The sequence below is a fragment of the Luteitalea sp. genome (genome assembly GCF_022842525.1).
Taxonomy (GTDB): Bacteria; Acidobacteriota; Vicinamibacteria; order Vicinamibacterales; family Vicinamibacteraceae; genus Luteitalea.
In genome coordinates, this window is sequence record NZ_JALHPM010000109.1 from 1 (window position 1) to 23,634 (window position 23,634).

Below are 23,634 nucleotides of genomic sequence, written 5' to 3' on the forward strand. Positions count from 1 at the left end.
CCCGCTCCGCGGCGACGTCGAGGACGGCGCCGCGGCTGCCGGCGGCGGAGAACAGCCTGACCGCATCGGCGAGCGCACTCACCCCCGCGCGTTGGCGACCGGCGATGGCGTCGGCCATCTCGTGCAGGGCCAGGTCGACGGCGGCCAGTTCGTCGCGGCTGATCGGGTCGACCGCCGTCCGCCCCTCGGCGAGCGTGCGCGCAGTCGTCGTCAGGCGGCCGACGCGGTCCCCGATGCTCCGGTGAAACCACAGGCCGAGCGCGAGCACGGCAAACAGCGAGGCGCCGGCGCCGGTGACGGCCACCGTGAAGAGTCGCTGCTCGGCAGCCCGGAGGTCGGCCCGGCGGAGGTCGTCGAGCCGGCGCTCCTCGAGGACGAAGGCGCGTGCGACGCCACGAATGCCGTCCATCACCTCCTGCCCACGCTGGACGAAGGCCCGCTCGTCATCGATCGGCAGGCCGCCGCCGCGACTGCCCGGGACGATGTCGTCGTAGAAGTTCAGCACGACGGCGATCCGCGTGCGCAGCTCGACGGCGCGAGCATGCTGCGGGGGGTTGTCGCGCGTCAGGACATGCAGGCGATCGAGGGTACGGAGCAGGTCGCGTCGGACGCCTTCGTAGGGCGCCACCAGGCTCGGGTCCCGCACGAGAAGGTAGCCGCGGACGCCGTTCTGCGCGTCGGTCAGCTGCGTCAGCAGCCGTTGCGAGTGGTCGAGCACCTCACGCGTGTGCAGCGACCACTCCTGGGCCCGGGAATGCAGTCGCAGCGCGATGACGAACGCCACGATCAAGGCCACCAGCATGAGGCTGGGGACAGCCACGAGAACGATCGCGCGCGCGAGGATGCCGTGAGGTCTCATGGCCGGGAGCCGCGTCCAAGGCGCCTATCCTCTCCCGGAACCCTGCTTCAGGGAAGCAGATCCTTGCTGCTGCAGAGCTGGCTACCTCAGCGCTTCGCCCTCGTCGCCACCCTTCTTGCGACGGGGACGGATGTCGTAGCGCTTGATCATCTCGTTGAGCGTCGTCGGCTTGATGTGGAGCAGCTCGGCGGCCCGCTTCTGGACGCCGCCGGCCGCCTCGAGCGTCGTCTCGATCAGGCGGCGCTCGAAGTCGCCCGTGACTTCCTTGAAGGAGATGCCCTCGGGCGGCAGCACGAAGTTGGGGATCTGGAAGCGGCGCGTGATGCGGACCGTGTCGGGAATCAGATCCGGCCCGATGCGCGGCCCGGGGCACAGCACGACGGCGCGCTCGATGACGTTCTCGAGTTCGCGCACGTTGCCCGGCCAGTCGTACTCCAGCAGCATGTCGAGGGCTTCGGGCGCCAGCTCGAGATCGCGCCGGTTGTTCTCCTCACCGTACTTCTCGAGGAAGTGCTGCACGAGCAGGGGGATGTCTTCCTTGCGCGAGCGCAGCGGCGGCAGGTTGACGGTGATGACGTGGAGGCGGTAGTACAGGTCCTCGCGGAAGCGACCGTCGTCGACCATCGTCCGCAGGTCGACGTTGGTGGCGGCGATGATGCGGACGTCGACCTTGATGGTGTCGATGCCGCCGAGGCGCATGAACTCGCGTTCCTGGATGACGCGCAGCAGCTTGGCCTGCGTCTCCAGCGGCACGTTGCCGATCTCGTCGAAGAAGATGCTGCCCTTGTCGGCGATCTCGAACAGGCCCTTCTTCGGCGCGACGGCCCCGGTGAAGGCGCCCTTGACGTGACCGAACAGGTTGCTCTCGAGCAGGTCGGGCGGCAGGTTGCCCGAGTTGACCGTGACGAAGGCCTTCTCGGCGCGCAGCGAGTTGTTGTGCAGCGCGCGGGCCACCAGTTCCTTGCCCGTGCCGCTCTCGCCATACACCAGCACGGTCGAGCGGCTCGGGGCGGCCTGGATGACCAGGTCGAACACCTGCCGCATCCGGCTGCTGCGACCGATGATGTTGGCGAACTTGCTGCCGTGCGACTGCAGGTTCTGCTTGAGGATGCGGTTCTCGCGCGACAGCCGCGTGCGCTCGACGGCGTTGCGCAGCACGCCGGCCACTTCGTCGTTCTTGAACGGCTTGGTGATGTAGTCGAAGGCGCCGCGCTTCATCGCCGACAGCGCCGTCTCGACCGACGCGAAGGCGGTCACCATCACGACGGGCAGGTCCTCGTCCATCGCCCGGAGCTCGCCGAGCACGGTCAGGCCGTCGATGCCCGGCATCATGACGTCGACGATGACGGCGTCGAACGAGTGGGCGCGGGCCAGCTCGAGCCCCTCCATGCCGTTGACGGCCAGGCGGACGTCGTAGCCTTCACGCTCGAGCAGTGCCTCGAGCACCTCGCGCATCACCTCCTCGTCGTCGATGACGAGGATCGTTCCCCTGGCAGTACTCATGGCAGTGTGTCCTGGGAGCGCCCTCAGCCGGCGCTCGTCCCCGCCGACTCGGCGCGTGAAGGCCGCAGGAGCGGGAAGGACAGCGTGAATCGCGTGCCCTGACCCACCTGGCTGTCGCAGACGATGGTGCCGTCATGCTCCTGCACGATGCCGTAGGTGATGGACAGGCCGAGCCCGGTGCCCTGACCAATCGGCTTGGTCGAGAAGAACGGGTCGTAGATGCGGGCGAGGTGCTCGCTCGGAATGCCGGCACCGGTGTCGCTGACATCCACGGAGAGGTGATCCCCGTCCCGTCGCGTCGCGATGGTGACCCATCCGCCCTTCGGCATCGCATCGCGGGCGTTCAGGAAGAGGTTGAGGAACACCTGCTGCAGCTTGTGCTCGACGGCGCGCACCATCGGCGCGTCAGCCTGCATGTCCTTGCGCACCTGCACGCTCGCCGACCGGAACTGGTGCTCGAGCAGCGACAGCACGTCGTTGATGACCACGTGCAGGTCGACCGGACCGGTCTCGCTCTGCACGGGCCGCGACAGATGCAGGAGGCTGTTGACGATCTTGGCGGCGCGGAAGGTCTGGCGCTCGATCTTCTCGAGCAGGCGCGTCCGGGGATCCTCGGGGTCGGCCTGCTCGAGCAGCATCTGGGTGAAGCTCGAGATCCCGGTCAGCGGCGTGTTGACCTCGTGGGCCACGCCCGCGGCCAGCAGGCCGATCGAGGCCATCTTCTCGGAGATCTGCAGCTGCTCCTCGAGCTGCACGCGCGAGGTGATGTCATCGACCATCAGCACCGAGCCCGCCTGCGTCGAACTCGACGTGCGCAGCGGGTGCATCGCGGCGTTGACCAGGCGCTTGCGCGCGCCGTCGGCGTGGCGCGACACCAGCGGGGTGCGGTAGATGGTGGCGGCTTCGGTGCCGCCGCGCTCGGCCATCCGGACCGCGGCGAGGAACTCCGGATCGAACAGCTCGTCGAGCCGGCGTCCGACGGCCTGGGCCGAGGGCACGCCGGCGATCTGCTCCATCGCCGGATTCCAGTGCAGCACGACGCCGTCGAGGTCGGCCACGAGCAGCCCATCCTGCAACGACTGGACGACGTTCTCGCTGAACTCGCGCATGCGGTTCAGCTCCTCGGCCTTCTCGCGGAGTGCGCGATACAGTCGGCCGTTCTCGATCGCCGTGGCCACCTGGGCGGCGACGGCGTTGAGCAGCGTGAGGTCCTCGGTGCTGAGAGGCTCGCCGCTCGGGCGTGACCCGAGGCCGATGACGGCAATCGGGCCGTCCTTGGCCAGGCACGGCACGAAGTAGTGGAGGCCGCAGTCGCGCCAGAAGCGGACCTCGTCGGCCGAGAACCGCCGCACCGTGAACGGATCGTCCAGGCTGACGACCTGCCCGCTCTCGAGGCGCGTGCCGATGCCGGAGAAGCGCTTGAGCGCCGGCACCGATTCGAGGGCCGTCCCGACGGCGCGGTGCGCCGCGAACCCGTCGTGGGCGCCGGGTGACGAGGCGACGAACAACGTGATGCGATCGACGCCGAACGTGTCGGCGAGGCGCTGGACCAGTCGCTCGGTCAGGCGATCGAGGTCGAGGTCGGCATTGAGGTCACGGGCGAAGGCGAGCAGCGCGCGGCGGTAGTCGTAGCGATCGCGATAGTGGGCGTAGTCGAGCGCGGTCTGGATGGCGTTCTTGACCATCGGCGCCAGCAGCACGACGAGCAGCGTGGCCAGAATCGCGATGACCGAGTTGTGCTGCTCCGAGCCGCCGAGGAAGACGTCGCTCGCGAAGCGCAGGGTGATGGTGTAGATGGTGGCGATCGCGGCCAGGACCGTCGCGTAGACGACCGTGCGCTTGATGATCACCTCGACGTCCATCAGCCGGTAGCGCACGACCGCGGACGCGAAGGCCAGCGGCACCAGCGCCAGCAGCACGACGAGCAGGCCGAGCGCTTCCCAGGGCTGGTAGCCGAGGGCGTAGGGCAGGCCGTAGAAGAGCGCGAACGGCAGGGCGCCGGCCAGCGTGCCCCAGACGATCCAGCGCAACTGGCGCCGCGCGGTGACCGAGCGCAGGCTGCCGAGCGCGCGCGTCATGATCGCCTGGCCGAGGACGAGCGCCGCGACCAGTTGCAGCATCTCGGCCCGGTCCAGCGCCACGACCCAGTTCTCGAGGGTGTCTCCCGGCAGCGCGCCCGCCGACAGGACCGACGCCCGCACCAGGCCCAGCACGATCGCCGGCAGGTACAGCAGCGGCAGCATCGCGCGGCCACGGGGCGTCTTGCTCCAGGCGTCCTGACGCTCCGGGAAGACCAGCGCGAAATGGACGAACAGCGGCGGCAACGCCAGCATCGCCACCACGTCGGCCCAGTAGAAGAACCAGTCGAGCCGATCGAGGCGGCCGCTGTAGGAGAAGCCGCAGACGCCGAAGAAGGCGACGGTCAGCCAGAAGAAGTGCAGGGTCGCCGGGTCGCGCGGCCGCTGCACGCGCACCGAGCAGCCGACCAGCAGCGCGAAGATCGCCACGGCGGCCAGGGCGTAGTACAGGAGCCGGGCGCCATCCGGGAGAGGTTCGAGATCGAGGCGGAGCGGCCGCTCGTACCCGGCGCGCGAGATGACGTAGGAGAGGGGTTGGCCGCGCTGACTGCCATGTTGGGCATCGAGCACCTGCTCGACGCGGTCGATGCCCCGGCCGTTGACCGCCACCAGCACGTCGCCGGAAAGGATGCCGGCACGCGCCCCGGCGGCCTCCGTCCCGACCGTCGCCGCCACGATGCCCTCGGCGCGGGCCTCCCACAGCACCCCGTCCTCGACCTCGACCCACGAGAAGCGGACGACGATGTTCGCCACGACAAGGGTCAGCAGCACCGCCGTGACGATCACGGCAAGGGCGGCACGACCCCATTGCACGTGGCGGGGTCCGTCAGCGGAGGAAGGCCAGAGTCCCTCGGTCATTCGTTGGTCGGTCGACGAAGCGACAGGCCGGGGGAGCGGCGCCGTGTCCTCGTGTCCCTATGTATTTAGCAAACGGTGTTCCACGTGCGGACGACATCCTGCTGGCGCCATGCAAGTGAAACTGGCGTGATCGCGCACGAAATGAGATTCACTGCCAACGTGACGGCATGCATCTCCAAGGAATGGGATCGGCCTGGCGGATTATTGGATCGCGGTGCGGTCGGGCCACTTCCCCACGTACGAGGGTGGCCCTGCGTGAGGGCTGGCCACTGGGGCGCGCAGGCGACTCAGAACTTGACGAGCACGCCGCCGACCACGCGCTTCGGCGGGCGAATCACGAGCAGTTCGTCGTAGATCGAGCCGACGGCCTGACCATCGCGGAACAGGTTGCGGACCGCGACGACCAGTTCCCAGTCGGCGCCGGTCGCGCTCAGGAAGGGCAGACGCTGGGACACCTGCACGTCGAAGCGGGCATCGGTGCTGGCGTCGTCGAGCAACGGGCTGCGGCGTGAGAACGCCGAGTTGACCTTCCACGTCGCGGCGACGCGCGTGGCGGTTTCGGGCACGTCGGTGACGACCCGTGCGGTCACGTCGTGGATGCGCTCGTTGCCGACACGATCGGCCGAGGGGGCCATCACCGCGATGACGCCGCGGTCACCGGTGCCGAACCACTGCGCTCGCGCCACCGTGTACTCGACCGAGCCGCGGAAGCGCGGACCGGCGTCCTGGGCGAGGCCGAACACCCAGCCGCCGGCGTTGACGTTGCCGCCATTGGCCACGGCGTAGTGACCGAGATCCGGCGCCAGCCCCTGGGCGCCGACGCCGAACATCGCGACGAGCTGGTTGTCGACCGCCTGTTCGAAGCGACGCACGCCCACGAGGAACTGCCCGAACTGCCGTTCGAGGCCGACCTCGAGGTGACGGGTACGCTCCGAGCTGAGGCGACCGCCTGCCGCGGCGGCCGTGAACGTCCGCTGCGGCGGCATCGAGAACGCCGACAGGTTGCGGGGGTCGAACTCCTCGGCCCCGGGCGCCAGCATCTGCTGGGTCACGGCGACCCGCACCCACGTCTTGTCGAGGGGCGACACGGACATCGAGACGCTCGGGCTGAGCTGCGTCGGCCGATCCAGATAGTCGTGGTAGGCGTACCGCGTGCCGTAGGTGACCACGGCCCGCTTGTGCAGGCGCCACGTGTCGAAGGCGTGGATCGTGCCCGCGACGCGACGACGCTCGGGGACCGACAGCAGGGCCGCGGGCGTTTCGTCCGAGAAGCTCTGGAGCGCGAACGACGCGCCGAGGTCGAGCGCATGTCGCGACTCGGTCGGCCGCACGTAGTTGCCGGCCACGATCCATGACGACATGTCGCCGCGGCCGATGGCGCCGCGCACGGACCACTCGCCGGTGTTGCCGATCGGCGCGCCGAGGGTGGCGTAGGCCACGCCGGCGGGCATCGGGGCCCACGAGGTGGGCTCGCCCGTGAGGCCCTCGTCGAAGGCGGTCGCGGTGAGGAACTGAATCTGCCCCGAGAGCGAGGCATCGCCACCGAAGAACGACGTGGTGCTGCGGGCCGAGGCCTCGACCGAGGAGGCGCCGAGCCGCTCCTCGATCCATTCGAGGTCGTCCTCGATGGCGTCGAGGGCCAGCTGGCCCTGCGCATCGCGGAGGACCGACCGCTTCATGTGGCGCAACCGCCACAAGCGGGGGGAGTGGTCGTGGTCGGTGTCGGCGTCCGCCTTTCGGGCGCCGGGCGCGGGGGCGATGGTGGCAGTCGCGCCGCCGAAGCCGGCAGCGATGACCGGGGGTGGGGCGTCGGCCGAGGCGTCGCCCGAGGACGCGGTCGGGGTGCCGCCGAGGCGAGCCAGGCGCACGATGTGCCTGGCGCTGCCCGCCGGCGCGACATCGACGTACTCGCGGGCGGAGGCCCGGAAGCCGGCGCGCTGGGCGCGGATCAGGTACGTGCCGACAGGGACGGCGGAGAAGACGAAGCGCCCGGCCTGGTCGGTGACGCCGAACAGGGCGTCGGGACCGAGGGCAGAGACGGCCACGCCCGAGATCGGGACGCCGCGGTCGTCGGTGACCACACCCTCGATGCGACCGGAGACCAGGTCGACACCGGGCACGGCCGACCCGGGGCCACTGTGCGCGCGTGCCTGCACGAGCGGCTGCGACGTCGCCGTGGAGGCGAGGGTCAGGCCGAGTGCGAGCGCCGTCAGCGTCACCGATCGGGTCATGGGTGCTCCAGTGACAGGTCCACAGGGACGCACCGCGGGGATCTCCCGCAGGACGTCCCGCCCAGCTGCTGCCGGCTAGGAGCCGGCGACAGTGAAGGCCACGTCGTGGGTCAGGGACTTGCCGGACTTATTGTCCGTCACTTTGATGGCCAAACGGTAGTCCCCCGCTTCGAAGGCCGACACCGGCACGTTGAGGCTGCCGACCAGCTGGTGGCCCTGCGCGACGTCGAAGCCCGGCGGCAGCGTCTCCGCGTTCAGCTTCTGGGGCGCCACGCCACGGAACTTGGCCTCGCCGAGCGGCCCCTTCTTGTAGGGCTGCCAGTCGATGGTGACGTCGGGCTTCTTGTCGTCTCCGAGCGCCACGCCATAGATGATGAAGAACACCGAGAGCTCGTCCGCGCTGGTGAACTTGCCGTCCACGGTCGGCGTGACCTCGAGGTTGCCGATGACGTACGGCTTGAGCTTCTGGGCGTCCCCCGACGGCACTTCGGCCAGCGGCGTCACCTTGTTGGCAAGGAAGACGGTCGAGATCTGGAACTCGTCGCTCCAGTAGTTGGGCACCGTGATCGTGGCCTTGTGGACGGCGATCTTCATCGGGCCTGGGGCGGCCACGGGGTCCTTGACCGCCACGGCGATGTAGGCGTCGTACTCGCCCGCCACGACACTGAACGGCCGGCTGAAGGTCAGCGGCCCACCGGGGCCGCGCGGCACGGCCGTCAGCTCGTAGAAGTCCTCCCACGGGTACTCGACGCCCGAGACGGCCTGGCCGGCCAGGTCCTGGGCCTCCTTGCCCTTCTTCTTCTTCTTGTCCTGCTTCTCCTTCTCCTTCTGGGCCTTCGGGTCCAGCGGAGGCGGCGCCTCGGGCGGCACGGCGCCCTTGGGCGCGAGGCGGATGTACGCGCCCAGGTTGCCGCCCTTGCCGATGACGTCAGGCTGGAGGGTCACCGTGAACGGCGCGTAGATCTTGTTGTCCGAGGCCTTCAGGTAGTCGATGCCGAGCGTCATGGCCACGGTCGTGGCCGGGTCGGCCACCACGGTCCTGGCCACCGGGTCGGCCGTGAACACGCTGGTGCCGGCCGCGCCCTTCATGGCCTCGTTGGTCGCACCGACCACGGCGTTGATCAGGGCCTGCTTCGGGTCCACCGGTGGTGCGGCCTTGTCGTCCTTCTTCTGGGCGAGCACCGGGTTGAGCCCGAAGACGAGGGCGAGGAGCCCGGTCGTGAGCCACGTCATCTGAATCTGTCGCATGCGTCAATTCCCCCGGCATGCTCCTGCATGCCCAAGCCTTCGGATCATAGGGCACATCCCCCCGGAAACGGAACGGTGTGGCGGATATATGATCCGGGTGCTGACGCCGGGGTCGATCGGCGGTCCCACCCCGGGGCCGCGGCCGTGCCCCGCCCTTCGCGCCAGGAGCGCATTTTCCGCGTGGCAGCCCGCCCAGGTCGGCCGGCCGCCAGGCACACTGGACCGGGTGGCCCATGCTCAATGACTCGCTCGTCATCGTCCTGGCCGGGGGGGTTGGCGAACGCCTCTCTCCGCTCACCAGGGAACGCGCCAAGCCGGCGGTGTACTTCGGCGGGCCGTACCGCATCATCGACTTCACCCTCAGCAACTGCATCAACGCCGGGCTGCGCCGCATCTTCATCGTGACGCAGTACAAGAGCCTGTCGTTGAACCGCCACATCCGGCAGGGCTGGAGCGTGGTGGCCGAGGAACTCGGCGAGTTCATCGAGATCCTGCCCCCCCAGAAGCGGGTCAGCGACAACTGGTATCTGGGCACGGCCGACGCCGTCTATCAGAACCTGTACTCGGTGGTTCGCGAGTCGCCGAGCCGGGTCGTCATCCTGTCGGGCGACCACATCTACAAGATGGACTACTCGAAGATGCTGCGCTGGCACATCGAGAAGGGCGCCGCCGCGACGGTCGCCACCTACGAGGTGCCGGTCGAGGAGGCCGCCCGCCGCTTCGGGGTCATCCAGGTCGACGAGGAGGAACGGCTGATCGGCTTCGAGGAGAAGCCGGCCGAGCCCAAGCCGATCCCGGGCATGCCCGGCGTGGCCCTGGCCTCGATGGGCATCTACGTCTTCGAGGCCGACGTCCTCATCAAGGCGCTCGAAGACGACGCCGGCCGTGACAGCAAGCACGACTTCGGCAAGGACATCCTGCCGTCGCTGATCGGGCACGCGCCGGTCTACTCGTACCGGTTCTCGGACGAGAACAAGAAGGCCAACAAGTACTGGCGCGACATCGGCGAGCTCGATGCCTACTACGAGGCCAACATGGACCTCGTGCAGGTGAACCCGGACTTCAATCTGTACGACCCCGAGTGGCCGATCCGGACGTGGATGCCGCAGGCGCCGCCGGCCAAGTTCGTCTTCAACGACGAGGGACGACGAGGGCACGCCCTCGACTCGATCATCTCGTCCGGCGTCATCGTCTCCGGGAGTTCGGTCCGGGGCAGCATCCTGTGCCCGAACGTCCGCGTGCACAGTTACTGCGACATCGAGCGCAGTATCCTGATGCCGGGCGTCCGCGTCGGCCGGCACGCGCGGATCCGCAACGCGATCATCGATCGGGACGTGTTCATCCCGCGGGGCGCCATCATCGGCTACGACCTCGAGGAGGATCGCAAGCGGCACACCGTCACCGCCAAGGGCGTGGTGGTGGTGACCACCGACGAAGAGCCGTTCGTGGCGACGCCGGAGGAGACCGAACGCCAGCGCGAGCAGGAAGCCGACGCGCGCGGGCAGCACGGATAAAACAAGGCTCAGGGCTCAGGGCTCAGGGCTCGAAGAACCAAGGCCGAAGGCCCAGGGCCCAGGGCCCACGTTTGAAGTTCGACGTTTGAAGTTTCCCGTCAACAGGAGCACGCAGCAGTGATCATCCAGAAGGTCATCGGACGCGAGATTCTCGATTCGCGCGGCAATCCCACCGTCGAAGTGGACATCACCCTCGAAGGCGGCGCCTTCGGCCGCGCCGCGGTCCCCTCCGGCGCGTCCACCGGCGAGCGTGAAGCGCTCGAACTGCGCGATGGCGACAAGAGCCGCTACCTCGGCAAGGGCGTCCGCAAGGCCGTGGCCAACATCAACGGCGAACTCGCGCAGGCGATCGTCGGCAAGGAGTTCGACCAGTCGTCGCTCGACGACACGATGATCGAACTCGATGGCACCGAGTTCAAGAGCCGCCTCGGCGCCAACGCGCTGCTCGGCGTCTCGATGGCCGCCCTGCACGCGGGGGCAGCCGAGAAGGGCGCGCCGCTGTACGAGTACATCGGTGCGCTGCGTCATGCGATGGCGGGCGGCGGCCCGGCCGATCTGCTCCCCTCGCCGATGATGAACATCCTCAACGGCGGCGCCCACGCCGACAGCAGCGTCGACTTCCAGGAGTTCATGGTGATGCCGCTCGGCGCGCCGAGCTTCTCGGAGGGCCTGCGCTGGGGTGCCGAAATCTTCCACACGCTGCGCGGCATCCTGAAGGCGCGCGGCATGTCGACGGGCGTCGGCGACGAGGGCGGTTTCGCGCCCAGCCTGAAGAGCAACCAGGACGCGCTCGATGTCGTCATGGAAGCCATCACCAAGGCGGGCCTGAAGCCCGGCGAGCAGGTGTGGATCGCCCTCGACACGGCGTCCAGCGAACTCTGGCAGGACGGGCAGTACGTGTTCAAGAAGTCCGGCTCGCCGACCCGTTCGAGCGAGCAGATGGTCGAGCTGTTCGCCGACTGGGTGCGTCAGTACCCGATCTGCTCCATCGAGGACGGCCTGGCCGAGAGCGACTGGCGCGGCTGGAAGCTGATGACCGAGGCGCTCGGCGACAAGGTGCAGCTGGTGGGCGACGACGTGTTCGTGACCAACCCGAAGATCCTGTCGGAGGGCATCGAGGCCGGCATCTGCAATTCGCTGCTCGTCAAGTTGAACCAGATCGGCACCGTGACCGAGACGCTGCGCGCGATGAAGATTGCGTGGGACGCCGGCTACACCACGATCGCCTCGCACCGCTCGGGCGAGACCGAGGACAGCACGATCGCCGACCTCGCCGTCGGCACGCGCGCCGGCCAGATCAAGACGGGCTCGGCCAGCCGCAGCGACCGCACGGCGAAGTACAACCAGCTGCTGCGCATCGAGGCCGCCCTCGGCAGCAACGCCAAGTACGCCGGCAAGGCCGCCATCAAGGCGCTCGCCTAGGCCCATGACGAGCAAGCGCGCCCCCGTGGCGCTCATCATCCTCGATGGCTGGGGCCTCCGCGAGGAGGCCGACCAGAACGCGGTGAAGCTGGCCGAACCGCCGGTCTTCACCAGACTCTGGGCGTCGTATCCCCACGCCACCCTGCAGGCCTCCGGCGAATCCGTCGGCCTGCCGGCCGGCCAGATGGGCAACTCCGAGGTCGGCCACACCAACCTCGGGGCGGGGCGCACCGTCTATCAGGACCTCACGCGCATCGACAAGGCGATCAGCGACGGCGAGTTCAGGCAGACGCCGGCGCTGCGCGCCGCCATCCAGGCCGCCATCGACGCCGGCACGGCCGTCCACTTCCTCGGCCTGCTCTCGGACGGCGGCGTGCACAGCCACGAGGCCCACCTGCACGCGCTGCTCCATCTCGCCCACGAGATGGGCGCGCCGCGCGTGTTCGTGCACGTCATCACCGACGGACGCGACACCTCGCCCAACGGTGGCCGCGGCTATGTGCGCAATCTGGAAGCCGTGCTCGCCAGGACCGGCGGTCGCATCGCCAGCGTCTCGGGGCGCTACTACGCGATGGACCGCGACAAGCGCTGGGAACGCGTCAAGCTCGCCTACGACGCCATCGTCACCGGCACGGCGCCGTTCGGGTCCTCGGCCTCGGCCGTGATCGAGGAGGCCTACTCGAAGAACATCACCGACGAGTTCATCCTCCCGGCCACGCTGGTCGACGGGGCCGGGCAGCCCGTCGGTCCGCTGGCCGACGGCGATGCGGTGGTGTTCTTCAACTTCCGCGCCGATCGCGCCCGGCAGATCATCCGCGCCCTGCTGATGCCGGACTTCGACGGCTTCCCGACGCCGAACCGGCCGAAGGTGGCGCTGACGACGTTCACGGAGTACGACGCGACGTACCCCTTCCCCATCGCGTTCCCGCCGCAGTCGGCCACGCAGTACTTCGGCGAAGTGCTGCAGGCGCACGGCCTCACCAACATGCGCCTGGCGGAGACGGAGAAGTACCCGCACGTCACGTACTTCTTCAATGGCGGCATCGAGACGCCCTTCGCAGGCGAGGACCGCGTGCTGCTGCCGTCGCCGAAGGTGGCCACGTACGACCTGCAGCCGGAGATGAGTGCGGCTGGCGTGGCTGACGCCTTCGTCGACAGCGTCACCCACCACAAGCACGACGTCATCATCTGCAACTTCGCCAATCCGGACATGGTCGGACACACGGGCGTGCTCGAGGCGGCGATTGCGGCCATCAAGGCCGTCGATGGCTGCCTCGGGCGCTGCATCGACGCGCTGCTGGCTGCCGGCGGCACCGCGCTGGTCACCGCCGACCACGGCAACGCCGAGCAGATGTGGGACTACGAGCTCAACGCCCCCCACACCGCGCACACGACCAACCTGGTGCCGCTCATCCTGGTCGGGCCTGCGGTCGCCGGCCAGGCGCTGCGCGACGGCGCCCTGCCCGACGTGGCGCCGACGCTGCTGCATCTGCTGGGATTGCCCCAGCCAGCGGAGATGACGGGGACGAGCCTCATCGACTGAGGTGGAACAGACTCAGGGCTCACGTCTCAGGGCTCACAGAGCTTTCTGAGCCGTGCGCCTCGATCCCTGAGCCCATTGGGTTGAACCCTGAGCCCAGAGCCTTGAGTCGTTCTCCCTAGACTTCTTCGGTCGCGGCATCGGGGGCGATGCGCAGCGACTTCAGGAAGCGTCGGTCGTTGTCGGTCATCGCGACGTGTCGCGTGGCGTGGGTCGGGCGTGTGAGCGCCACTTTCCGTGCCCGCTTGCCGGCTCTGGTCGCGAACCCGATCTCGGCGTCGAGCGTCACCCGCAGGTCGTACCCGGCCTCGCGCGCGCGCGCTCGGCAGGCTTCCACACGTGGATCAGAGGCCACGGCGTCGGCCATGGCCTCTGCCAGTTCCTTCGCCAGTCGATTCACGGTGTCGTCCACACTGAACTCCCTTCCGGCACGCAGGCAGGAGCGCTGTTCATTAGAGGAGGCGTCTGGAGGTTGGTTGACGGAATCTGGCCCGATTGTATCGGCCGAACAGGCCGCAGGCAACCGGGAAGCGGGAACCGGAAAGCGGGAACCGGGAACCGGGCGATGTCGACCGGCGCGACGACGGATAGCCGCCTGCCGACGGCCGGACGGAATGCGGTCTGGTACGATGCCCGGGCCGCGATGCCCCTGCTCTCCGTCCGACATCTCTCGACCGGCTTTCCCATGGGCAACCGGTGGGTGCCCGCCGTCCAGGACGTGAGTTTCGACATTGCCAAAGGCGAGACGCTGGCGCTGGTCGGCGAGTCCGGCAGCGGCAAGTCGCTGACCGCCTATTCGCTCCTGCGGCTGGTGCCGCCGCCCGGGCGCATCCTCGGCGGCGAGATCCAGCTCGAGGGGCGCAACCTGATGGACCTCCCCGAGGCCGAGATGGAACGGGTCCGTGGGGCGAAGATCTCGCTCATCTTCCAGGAACCCATGAGCGCGCTGAACCCGGTGCTGACCATCGGCAGTCAGCTGGTCGAGGCGATGACCGTGCACGGTCTCGGCGGCGCGAACCCGAAGGCCACCGCCCTCGAACTGCTGGCCACCGTTCGGATGGACGACCCGGCCAGGCGCTTCGCCGAGTATCCCCACCAGTTATCCGGGGGACTCCGCCAGCGGGCACTCATCGCGCTCGCCCTCTGCTGCCGCCCGTCGCTGATCGTCGCCGACGAGCCCACCACCGCGCTCGACGTGACGATCCAGGCCGAGATCCTGAACCTGCTGCGGCAGCTCAAGCACGACTTCGGGCTGTCCCTGCTGCTCATCACCCACGACCTGGGCGTCGTTGCGCACACGGCCGATCGCGTCGCGGTGATGTACGCCGGCCGGATCGTCGAGGAGTCGCCGGTGCGGGCGCTGTTCAAGGCGCCGGCCCATCCCTACACGCAGGCCCTGCTGCGGGCGATGCCAGGGTCGACCCACAGCGCGCGTCGACTCGAGCCCATCGAGGGGCAGGTGCCGTCCCTGCAGCAGATGCCGCCGGGATGCGCCTTCGCGCCGCGATGCGCCTGGCGCCACGACGCCTGTCTCGCCGAGGTGCCGGCCATGTACGCCGTGTCCGAGGGGCATGCCTCGCGCTGCCTGCTCGTGCGCGAGGCCCAGCAACTGGCCGCCGACCATGCGGCCGGGCTCCCGACGGACTGATGCCGCTCCTCGACGTGCAGTACCTCGGCAAACGCTACGAGCAGCGCGCCCTGTGGCGGGCGCCGCGCGTCACGCATGCCGTGCACGACGTCAGCTTCTCCATCGAGGCCGGCGAGACCTTCGGGCTGGTGGGGGAATCGGGCTCGGGCAAGACCACGACCGGCCGCTGCATCCTGCGGCTGATCGAACCCACCACCGGACGCGTCTTCTTCAACGGCGACGATGTGCTGGCGCTGGACCGGACGGCGCTGCGGGCGCGGCGACGACAGATGCAGATGGTCTTCCAGGACCCGTACGCCTCACTCAACCCCCGCCATCGCGTCTCGACGATCCTCGAGGAACCGCTCGACATCCACAAGGTCGGCACCCCGACCTGGCGACACGCGCGCGCCGCGGAACTGCTCGAACTGGTCGGGCTCGACCGCGACGTGCTCACACGCTATCCGCACGAGTTCAGCGGTGGACAGCGACAGCGCATCGGCATCGCCCGCGCCCTCGCCCTGGAACCCTCGTTCATCGTCGCCGACGAACCCGTCTCGGCGCTGGATGTGTCGGTGCAGGCCCAGATCGTCAACCTGCTGGCGTCCCTGCAGCAGCAACTGTCGCTGACCTACCTGTTCATCTCGCACGACCTGCGGCTGGTGCGCCACATCTGCACCCGCGTGGCCGTCATGTACCGGGGCCGCATCGTCGAACTCGCGCCGGTCGGCGCGCTGTTCGACACGCCCACCCACCCGTACACGCAGGCCCTCCTCTCCGCCGTGCCGGTGCCCGATCCGGACGTCCCGCCGCAGCGGATCACGTTCGACCCGGCCAGCGTCGACCTCGAGGCGCCCCTCGTCGAAGTCGCCCCCGGCCATTTCTCGCGGCTTGGCGAACTCGGGTAGGGCCCGTTCTCCGAACGGGCCGCCACCAAGCGGCGAGCATCACGCGCTGTCGATGACGGCCGGCTCGGAGAGCCGGCCCTACCCACGGTCCACGCCCGACGCCTCCAGCCTTCTGTCCTTCTGTCCTTTGGGGTGCCGTCATTCCCGTATGTCCGCATGACGGCATTCGGCATTCGGCATCGCGGCATTCCGATGTGTTACCTTCCCGCGCATGCCCGGACCTCTGACTGCCGCCCCGCTGGGGCAAATCGCGCTCACGGTGCACGACATCGACGCCGCCGTCACGTTCTATCGCGACGTGCTGGGACTGGCGCTGCTCTTCCAGGCGCCGCCGTCCCTGGCCTTCTTCCGCGCCGGTGACGTGCGTCTGATGCTGACGCTGCCGGAAGACGGGCCCGGCCCGGCGGGGACGGCCTCGGTGCTCTACTTCACGGTGGCAGGCATCGTCGAAGTGGAAGCGGCCCTGCGGCAGGGCGGCGCCACCTTCGAGAAGGGCGCCCACTGCGTCGCGGTGATGCCCGACCACGAGCTGTGGATGGCGTTCTTCCGCGATCCCTCCGGCAACCTGCTCGGCCTGATGGAAGAGAAGCGACCCGTCAGCCCTTCTTGACGAATCGGACCTCGAAGACCCAGGGCCACAACTTCCCGGTGATGAGGAAGTGGCCCGTCTTCGGGTCGTGGGCGATGCCGTTGAGGACGTCCACGCCGCGGGAGCGTTCGGTGGCCGTCAGCAGGTTCGACATGTCGATCCAGGCGGTCACGACGCCCGTCGCCGGGTCGATGCGCGCAATGCGCTCTTCCTGCCAGATGTTGGCGTAGATCGCGCCGTCGACGAACTCGAGTTCGTTGATGCGCTCGATGGCCGTGTCGCCGTCGCGCACGCGCAGGCGGCCGACCTCCTCGAGCGTCTCGGGGTGCCAGAAGCGCAGCGTGTCGGTGCCGTCGCTCATGATGAGCCGCTGCCCGTCGTAGGTCAGGCCCCAGCCCTCGCCCTTGTACGTGAACTCCTTCAGCGTCGCGAAGGTCTTGCGGTCGTAGACGAAGCCGACGCCGGTCTGATAGGTGAGCTGCACGATGCGGTCGCCGACGACGGCAATGCCCTCGCCGAAGTACCGGCTGTCGAGTGCGATCCGCTGCAGCGCCGCCCCGGTCTGCAGGTCGACTCGCCGCAGCGACGACTCGCCATGGAGTCCGGTGCCTTCGTACACCTGCCCGTCCGCGATGGTCAGCCCCTGCGTGAACGACGCCGGGTCATGGGGATGGCTGCGGACGATCTGGTAGGTGTACTGCTCGACACCTGGCACGACCGCGGCCGCCTGGGCCTGCGGCGCCGGCGGGGCCGACGACGAGGCACCGCACGCGACGGCCAGCGAGGACCCGACAAGCAGGACGAGGGCAAGACGACCCGGGATCGAACGGCGCATGGGGGACAAGAGTATTACGACGGTGGCGTGGCCGTCCGCTCGAACTGGCGGCGGATGACCTCGAAGAACGTCTCGGCGATGAGGTCGTAGCCGGCCAGGGTCGGGTGCAGGCCGTCGCTGCCGATGAGCGGCGACTGCTCGCCGCCGAAGGCCGTGTACAGGTCGGCACAGCCGGTCTGATAGCGGCGGCAGAGGTCGAGGATGCGCGCGTTGACCTCGCGAACCACGGCCGGCGCGGTCGTCCCCTTCGTCGACCCCGGGCGTTGCGGCGTGAGCGTCGCGAGGATCACCGACACGCGCCGCCCCTGGGCATCACGTGTGATGCGCTCGAGACGCGACACGATATCGCCGATGGAGCGCGCTCCCTCGGTGTTGAGGTCGTTCGCGCCGCCCTGCAGGATCAGCACCTGCGCATTGCTCTGGCGCAGCGCCGCCGGGTAGCGGTCCTCGATCTGATCCATGAACTGCCCCGGAACGCCGGCATTGGCGAGCGTGAACGCCTGATCGGGGTAGCGCTCCCGCAGCAGGAACTCCAGCTTCTGGGTGTACGTGTCGCCGGGCAGTGCTCGCTCCAGGGCGCGCGACGTGGTGCCGAACGTGAAGCTGTCCCCCAGCGCCAGGAAGCGGTCGACGGTCAGGGTGGGTGCCACCGCCACGGTCACCGCGAACGCACACGTCGCCGTCTGCGCCCGCGCATCCGTCGCCGTGCAGGTGACGGTCGTCTGGCCGACCGGCGCCGGGGTCCCCACCGGCGGCGCGCACGACACGGCCAGCGGCGCCGTGCCTCCCGAGGCCTGGGGCTCCGGATATGCGAGCGGAATGGGCTGGCCGGTCGTCGTCCGCGCCGCGAGGGGCGGCGGGCACCCGAGCGTCAGCGCGACGGGTGTCGGTGCAGGCGTGGTGGGCTGTGTCGGCGTGGAGGGCGCGGACGAGCCGCCGCCGCACGCGGCGAGGCTCACGGCGGCGCCAGCGGCCATGGTGGCGAGGACGAGGCGCATCTGCCCCTATTCTCGCGCTGGCCACGTCGGATTGCTACCTCAGTGCGAGGCGCCGACCATGGCACTCCGCGTGACGTCCTTCTCGACCTGCCCGTCGCGGATGTGAATCGCGCGATGGGCATGCGCGGCGACATCCGGTTCGTGCGTGACGAGGACGATGGTGTTGCCAGCCTGATGGAGGCGCTCGAACAACGCCATGATCTCGACACCGGTCTTCGAGTCGAGATTGCCCGTCGGCTCGTCGGCGAGCAGGATCGACGGGTTGTTGACGAGCGCGCGCGCGATGGCCACGCGCTGGCGCTGGCCGCCCGAGAGTTCGTTGGGCTTGTGGCCCATGCGGTGCTCGAGTTCCACCTTGGTGAGCGCGGCCTTGGCCCGCTCGGCCCGCTCCGCCCCGCTCACACCGGCGTAGACCAGCGGCAGTTCGACGTTGTGGAGGGCAGAGGCTCTCGGCAGCAGGTTGAAGGTCTGGAAGACGAACCCGATTTCCTCGTTCCGGATCCGCGCCAACTCATCGTCATCCATCCGGCTGACCTCCTTGTCGTTCAGGAGGTAGGTGCCCTTGCTCGGGGTGTCCAGGCAGCCGATGAGATTCATCAGGGTGGACTTGCCCGATCCGGAGGGGCCCATGATCGCGACGTACTCGCCCCGCTGAATCTCCATGGAGACCCCACGCAGCGCGTGGATCTCCTCCGAACCCATCACATAGGTCTTCCAGAGGTCACGAGTCTCGATCAGGGGCATGGCATCAGCTTAGTACGGGAGGCCGCCATCGCGAGTTCCGGGGCGGCCACGACACCGTCAAAGAAGAATGGGCGAAAAGGGCCAAGAGGGCAAAAAGACAGGGCGGAAAGAGGAAAGAGGAAAGGGGGGATGGCGGAAGGGGAAAGACGAAGGAAGCCTTGGGGCCTTTGTGATCTTGGCGCCTTTGGCTGTTTTGCCTTCGGTTGTGTCGTTTTGCCCTGTTTGCCCTTCTTGCCCTTTTGACCTTTATCGAGTGTCTCTACGGTGCTGTCCGCTGCCCGACGGGCACATTCGGCATCGGTTCGGCGTGGGGCACGTGCACGACCACTTCGACGTCGTCGTCGCCCGGCGCGGGGTAGCGCGCCCAGAGGATGCGGCGTTCTCCGGCGGCCAGGGGGGTGACGTCGCGGCTGCCGAGCGGGGCGTTGGCGCTGTCGCGCAGGACGAAGAACTTGTGCTCGTGCGACAGGTCGGCCAGGTAGATCTCGGCCAGCGTGCCCCGGTCGGGGCCGTCGGCACTGAACCGCTGGGCGATGTCGAGGGCCGGCGTGCCGGGCTGGTTGGTGTTGGTCACGGCCAGCCGCAACTCGACGGTATCGGTGGCCACGCGGTCGAGCGACACGATGCCGATCGCCAGGTGACCCTCCTCGCCGACCGTCTCGGCCAGCACGGGCGGCAGAGCCGCCGGGCCGTCCGGGGCGGTGGCCACCGCGGGTGGCGGCGCCTCGCGGCGCGAGGACACGAGCCACAGGACGACCAGCAGGGCCAGCACGGCCAGCGGGGCGTACAGCCAGATCCGACGCGAGAGGTGGGGGGAGGAGGGCTCGGTCACGCTATGTCTCGCCTTGCCGGCGCGCGTCGGCTTCGGCCCGTCGCCGCACGAGGCGCACCATGGCCCACATCACGAGGCCGTGCAGTCTGGCGTCCACCAGGAGCATGCGGTAGAGGCGACCCGCGGTGCCGGGGAAGGTCGCGTACGTCTCGGCGGTGAGACGAGACTGCCCCGGTCCGCGTTGCCCGATCCGGAAGACGAGCTGGTACCGGGCGAATCGGTGCCGGCCCGCCAGCGCGTACGTGGCGGGCGGCACCACCATGGACACGGCGAACCCGGGGCGTTCGGCCCCGAGCACATGAGACGCCAGACCGTTGCTGGCGGCCGGCCTGGCCCGCCAGAGCCAGGCAAACGCCCGCAGCCAGATCGAAGGGGTGGCCCCGGGCGCGAACGCCAGCACGGCGTCCCAGACCACCCGGGGCGGCGCCTCGATGTCGATGCTCCAGGCATCGACGAACGGCAGCAGGGCGTCGCCGCTCAATCCTCCTGCGTCTCGTACTGGGACTTCAGCTTGGCCACCACGTTCGGGTCGGCCAGCGTGGTCGTGTCGCCGATCGCCTTGCCTTCGGCGATGTCCCGCAACAGCCGGCGCATGATCTTGCCCGAGCGGGTCTTGGGCAGGTCGGCCGCGAAGTGAATCTCTTCGGGCCGGGCCAGGGCGCCGATCTTCTTCACCACGTGCTCGCGCAGCGCCTCGACCATCGCGAACGAGCTGTGCTGCCCGTCCTTGAGCGTGACGAACGCCGTGATCGACTGCCCCTTGATGTCGTGGGTGCGGCCGACCACCGCCGCTTCCGCCACCGACGGGTGATCGACGAGCGCGCTCTCGATCTCCATCGTGCCGAGACGGTGCCCGCTGACGTTCAGCACGTCGTCGACGCGGCCGAGCAGCCAGATGCAGCCGTCGGCATCGACCCGCGCGCCGTCACCGGCGAAGTAGGCGCCGTCCTTCCACTTGCTCCAGTAGGTCGCGGCGTAGCGCTCGGGATCGCCGTAGATGCCGCGCAGCATCGCCGGCCAGGGCTTGTCGATGGTCAGCAGACCGCCGCCGACGGTGACCGGCTCGCCCTTCTCGTTGCGAATCTGCACCGAGATGCCCGGGAACGGGTGTGTCGCCGATCCCGGCTTGGTGGTGGTGACGCCCGGCAGCGGCGTGATCATGATCTGGCCGGTTTCGGTCTGCCACCACGTGTCCACGATCGGGCAGCGCTTGCCGCCGATGAACTCGTGGTACCACATCCACGCTTCCGGATTGATCGGCTCGCCCACCGACCCGAGCAGACGGATGCTGCTGAGATCGTGCTTCGCGGGCAGTTCCGTGCCCCAGCGCATGAAGGCCCGGATGGCCGTCGGCGCGGTGTAGAAGATCGTCACGCCGTGGCGTTCGATCAGGCTCCAGAAGCGGTCGCGCTCCGGCCAGTCGGGGGCGCCTTCGTACATCAGCAGCGTGGCCCCGGCCGCCAGCGGCCCGTACACCACGTAGCTGTGCCCCGTCACCCACCCGATGTCCGCCGTGCACCAGTACACGTCGTCGTCCTTCAGGTCGAAGACGGCTTTCGTGGTGGCCATCGTGCCGGTGAGGTAGCCGCCCGTCGTGTGGACGATGCCCTTCGGCTTCCCGGTGGTGCCGGAGGTGTAGAGGATGTACAGCATGTCCTCGCTGTCCATCGCCTCGGGTTCGCACCAGTTCTGCACGTCCTGCACGATGCGGTGGTACCAGTGGTCGCGCCCCTCGGTGACGTGCACCGGGAAGCGATCCGACGAATCGCGCTTGACGATGAGGACGTTCTTGACCGACGGGGCGTGCTTGAGGGCCTCGTCGGCGATCTGCTTGAGCGGCAGCAGCGAGCCGCGCCGGTAGCCGCCGTCGGCGGTGACCAGCAGCGTGCACTGGCAGTCGTTGATGCGGTCGGCGAGCGCCTCGGCGCTGAAGCCGCCGAACACCACCGTGTGGATGGCGCCGATGCGGGCGCAGGCGAGCATGGCGATGGCCAGCTCGGGGATGAGCGGCATGTACATCGCCACGCGGTCGCCGCGCTTCACGCCGAGCGACTTGAGGACGTTGGCCGCGAGGTTCACCTCGCGCTGCAGGTCGAAGTAGGTCAGGGTCCGACGGTCACCGGGTTCGCCCTCCCAGATGATCGCCGCCTTGTTGCGCCGGCCGTTCCGGACATGCCGGTCGACGCAGTTGACCGAGGCGTTGAGCTTGCCGCCGACGAACCACCGCGCATCCGGGGGGGTCCACTCGAGCACGGTCGTGAACGGCTCGATCCACTCGAGCTGTTCGGCCTGGGCTTTCCAGTAGGCCTCGGGATCGGCCGCCGCCTGCGCATACACGGCCCGGTCGCGCACGTTGGCCGTGCTGGTGAACTCCGGAGAGGGAGGGAAGGTGCGTTGTTCGTCGAGCAACGCCTGGATATCGGGAGAAGAGGGCTCCGCCATGGGCGGAGATGCTATCAAAGTAAAAAGGGCGAACAGGGCAAAAAGGGCAAAACGGCAGGGCGGAAAGGGGGAAGGGTCAAGGGGAACGGGCAAAGTCTCACACCCTTCGGCCTTTTCCTCCGTGTTCCTTTCCCCTTCCGTCTTCGGCTCTGTCTTTTTGCCCTGTTTGCGCTTTTTGCGCTTTCTACTTTGACAACGGTCCCTTGGCCGAGCCGTACGTTTCCTGATAGACCTTGATGGCTTCGTCTTCGGACGGCAGCATGAGGCCGTCCGTGAAGCGGTTCATGAAGGCGAACGTGCAGGTCTGCAGGAGGACCTCGATGGCCCCTCGTGGGCCAAACTCCGTGGTCAGGGCGGTCCAGTCGGCGTCGGTGACCGACGTCGGGGCCTCGGTGACCTGCCGGGCGAAGAGGACCGCGCGTCGCTCGCGCGGCGTCAGGGCTGCATCGTCCTTCTGCAGGGCGACGAGGCGCGCGGGATCGACGCCGATACGGCGCAGCCCGAGCACCTGGTGGCGCACGCAGTAGCGGCACCCGTTCATCGTCGAGACCGCCAGCGACACCTGGAGCTTGACGTCGCGCCCCACCTGCTCGTGCTCGCGCAGGGCCGTGCCGAGGGCGCGCCAGGGGGTCGCGAGCGCCGGAGCCCGGAACATCGCCCGCATGGAGTTGGCCATGCCGAGCCCGAGGCCGCCCTTCTGCGCGGCGGCGTCCGTGGCCGCCGCGGCCGCCGCCGTCGTCGCGGCAATCTCGGCGTCGGAGATGAGGCCGACGCGCGGTGCGGCCTTGATGTCGACGACGAAGGGCAGCGGCGTCGACGGCGGCTCGAACGCCCACGGCTCGACCGGAAGGCGCGTCGCCTCGGCAAAGCGCACGAGGTGGTTGAAGAAGGCGGTGACGATCGTCAGCTCCACCACCTCGTTGTCGGTGAAGTGGGCCCGCACCTGCGCGAACTGCTCGTCGGTCACGCCGTGGATGTCGCGCGTGAGCGATTCGGCATAGGCGATGGCCTGGCGCTGCCGCGGCGTGAGGCCGGCCGCCTGGTTGTCGCGGAAGAAGGGCCTCCAGGCCTGCTGGTCGGGCGACGCGGCGATGACGCGCACCATGTGCGCGGCGACGTAGGGACTGCGGACCAGCTGCGCCACGCGCAGCCCCATGGCCGCCCGCGTCGACGTGGCCACCGACCCCTCGAAGAGCACGGCGCGCACCATGTCGGCCATCGGCCCGACGGCCTCCGGCACGCTGCCCATCGCCCGCACGACGTTGGGCACGTCGGGGCCGTGCAACCGCCGCGCCGGCTCCTGCGGCCACCGCCCCGCCTGGGGAGAAGGTGCAGCTCGCCGCCGATCCGCGCCAGCAGGCGCTGATCCAGGCGATGCGCGAACTCAGGAAGAAGATCGTCGAGGG

Annotated in this window: 19 protein-coding genes; 6 read left to right on the forward strand and 13 right to left on the reverse strand. The window is 69.0% G+C overall.

Annotation, left to right across the window (positions count from 1 at the left end):
* From Q0C41_RS19525 to Q0C41_RS19545, 5 genes are all read right to left on the reverse strand, one after another.
* Positions 1-820: CHASE3 domain-containing protein (locus Q0C41_RS19525; RefSeq protein WP_291986526.1), on the reverse strand; the 820-nt coding region annotated here is incomplete at its 3' end.
* Positions 821-940: 120 nt separating this feature from the next.
* On the reverse strand, positions 941-2,362 hold the full coding sequence (locus Q0C41_RS19530) for a sigma-54 dependent transcriptional regulator (protein WP_291986528.1): 1,422 nt from the start codon (positions 2,360-2,362) through the stop codon (positions 941-943).
* Positions 2,363-2,385: 23 nt separating this feature from the next.
* Positions 2,386-5,253, reverse strand: coding sequence for an ATP-binding protein (locus Q0C41_RS19535; RefSeq protein WP_291986530.1), 2,868 nt, complete (start codon positions 5,251-5,253; stop codon positions 2,386-2,388).
* Between the two features lie 332 nt (positions 5,254-5,585).
* Positions 5,586-7,529, reverse strand: a complete 1,944-nt coding sequence (locus Q0C41_RS19540; RefSeq protein WP_291986532.1) for a carboxypeptidase-like regulatory domain-containing protein — start codon at positions 7,527-7,529, stop codon at positions 5,586-5,588.
* A gap of 75 nt (positions 7,530-7,604) precedes the next feature.
* Entirely contained in the window at positions 7,605-8,777 is a 1,173-nt protein-coding gene (locus tag Q0C41_RS19545; RefSeq protein ID WP_291986534.1) for a hypothetical protein, read from the reverse strand.
* Between the two features lie 233 nt (positions 8,778-9,010).
* Between Q0C41_RS19545 and glgC the strand changes: the two genes are divergently transcribed.
* From glgC to gpmI, 3 genes are all read left to right on the forward strand, one after another.
* Positions 9,011-10,291 (forward strand): glucose-1-phosphate adenylyltransferase, encoded by a 1,281-nt coding sequence (glgC, locus tag Q0C41_RS19550; RefSeq protein ID WP_291986536.1) that lies wholly within the window; start codon positions 9,011-9,013, stop codon positions 10,289-10,291.
* A gap of 117 nt (positions 10,292-10,408) precedes the next feature.
* On the forward strand, positions 10,409-11,713 hold the full coding sequence (gene eno / locus Q0C41_RS19555; RefSeq protein WP_291986537.1) for a phosphopyruvate hydratase: 1,305 nt from the start codon (positions 10,409-10,411) through the stop codon (positions 11,711-11,713).
* Positions 11,714-11,717: 4 nt separating this feature from the next.
* A complete protein-coding gene (gene gpmI, locus Q0C41_RS19560) occupies positions 11,718-13,256 on the forward strand; it encodes a 2,3-bisphosphoglycerate-independent phosphoglycerate mutase (protein ID WP_291986539.1) in 1,539 nt (512 codons plus the stop codon).
* A 115-nt stretch (positions 13,257-13,371) separates the two neighbouring features.
* Here the strand turns inward: gpmI and Q0C41_RS19565 are convergent, their stop codons facing one another.
* Positions 13,372-13,665: a hypothetical protein gene (locus Q0C41_RS19565; protein ID WP_291986541.1), complete on the reverse strand. Its 294-nt coding sequence runs from the start codon at positions 13,663-13,665 to the stop codon at positions 13,372-13,374.
* 231 nt (positions 13,666-13,896) lie between these two features.
* On the opposite strand from Q0C41_RS19565, the gene Q0C41_RS19570 reads away from it, so the two are divergent.
* From Q0C41_RS19570 to Q0C41_RS19580, 3 genes are all read left to right on the forward strand, one after another.
* Complete coding sequence (locus Q0C41_RS19570; RefSeq protein ID WP_291986542.1) at positions 13,897-14,901, forward strand: ABC transporter ATP-binding protein; 1,005 nt, start codon at positions 13,897-13,899, stop codon at positions 14,899-14,901.
* Entirely contained in the window at positions 14,901-15,788 is an 888-nt protein-coding gene (locus Q0C41_RS19575) for an ATP-binding cassette domain-containing protein (protein WP_291986544.1), read from the forward strand. The genes Q0C41_RS19570 and Q0C41_RS19575 overlap by 1 nt, the downstream gene beginning before the upstream one ends.
* A gap of 211 nt (positions 15,789-15,999) precedes the next feature.
* Positions 16,000-16,398, forward strand: a complete 399-nt coding sequence (locus tag Q0C41_RS19580) for a VOC family protein (RefSeq protein ID WP_291986546.1) — start codon at positions 16,000-16,002, stop codon at positions 16,396-16,398.
* Here the strand turns inward: Q0C41_RS19580 and Q0C41_RS19585 are convergent.
* The 7 genes from Q0C41_RS19585 to Q0C41_RS19615 form a co-directional block, all read right to left on the reverse strand.
* A complete protein-coding gene (locus tag Q0C41_RS19585; RefSeq protein WP_291986548.1) occupies positions 16,385-17,212 on the reverse strand; it encodes a glutaminyl-peptide cyclotransferase in 828 nt (275 codons plus the stop codon). The genes Q0C41_RS19580 and Q0C41_RS19585 overlap by 14 nt on opposite strands.
* 14 nt (positions 17,213-17,226) lie before the next feature.
* Complete coding sequence (locus tag Q0C41_RS19590; RefSeq protein ID WP_291986550.1) at positions 17,227-18,210, reverse strand: GDSL-type esterase/lipase family protein; 984 nt, start codon at positions 18,208-18,210, stop codon at positions 17,227-17,229.
* 39 nt (positions 18,211-18,249) lie between these two features.
* Entirely contained in the window at positions 18,250-18,954 is a 705-nt protein-coding gene (locus Q0C41_RS19595) for an ABC transporter ATP-binding protein (RefSeq protein WP_291986552.1), read from the reverse strand.
* Between the two features lie 259 nt (positions 18,955-19,213).
* The gene (locus Q0C41_RS19600) at positions 19,214-19,786 is read right to left on the reverse strand and encodes a hypothetical protein (RefSeq protein ID WP_291986554.1); all 573 of its coding nucleotides are present in this window, start codon (positions 19,784-19,786) and stop codon (positions 19,214-19,216) included.
* Position 19,787: 1 nt separating this feature from the next.
* A complete protein-coding gene (locus Q0C41_RS19605; protein WP_291986555.1) occupies positions 19,788-20,267 on the reverse strand; it encodes a DUF2867 domain-containing protein in 480 nt (159 codons plus the stop codon).
* On the reverse strand, positions 20,264-22,228 hold the full coding sequence (gene acs, locus Q0C41_RS19610) for an acetate--CoA ligase (RefSeq protein WP_291986557.1): 1,965 nt from the start codon (positions 22,226-22,228) through the stop codon (positions 20,264-20,266). The genes Q0C41_RS19605 and acs overlap by 4 nt, the downstream gene beginning before the upstream one ends.
* 184 nt (positions 22,229-22,412) lie before the next feature.
* The gene (locus Q0C41_RS19615; RefSeq protein WP_291986559.1) at positions 22,413-23,498 is read right to left on the reverse strand and encodes a carboxymuconolactone decarboxylase family protein; all 1,086 of its coding nucleotides are present in this window, start codon (positions 23,496-23,498) and stop codon (positions 22,413-22,415) included.
* Positions 23,499-23,634 lie beyond the last annotated feature (136 nt).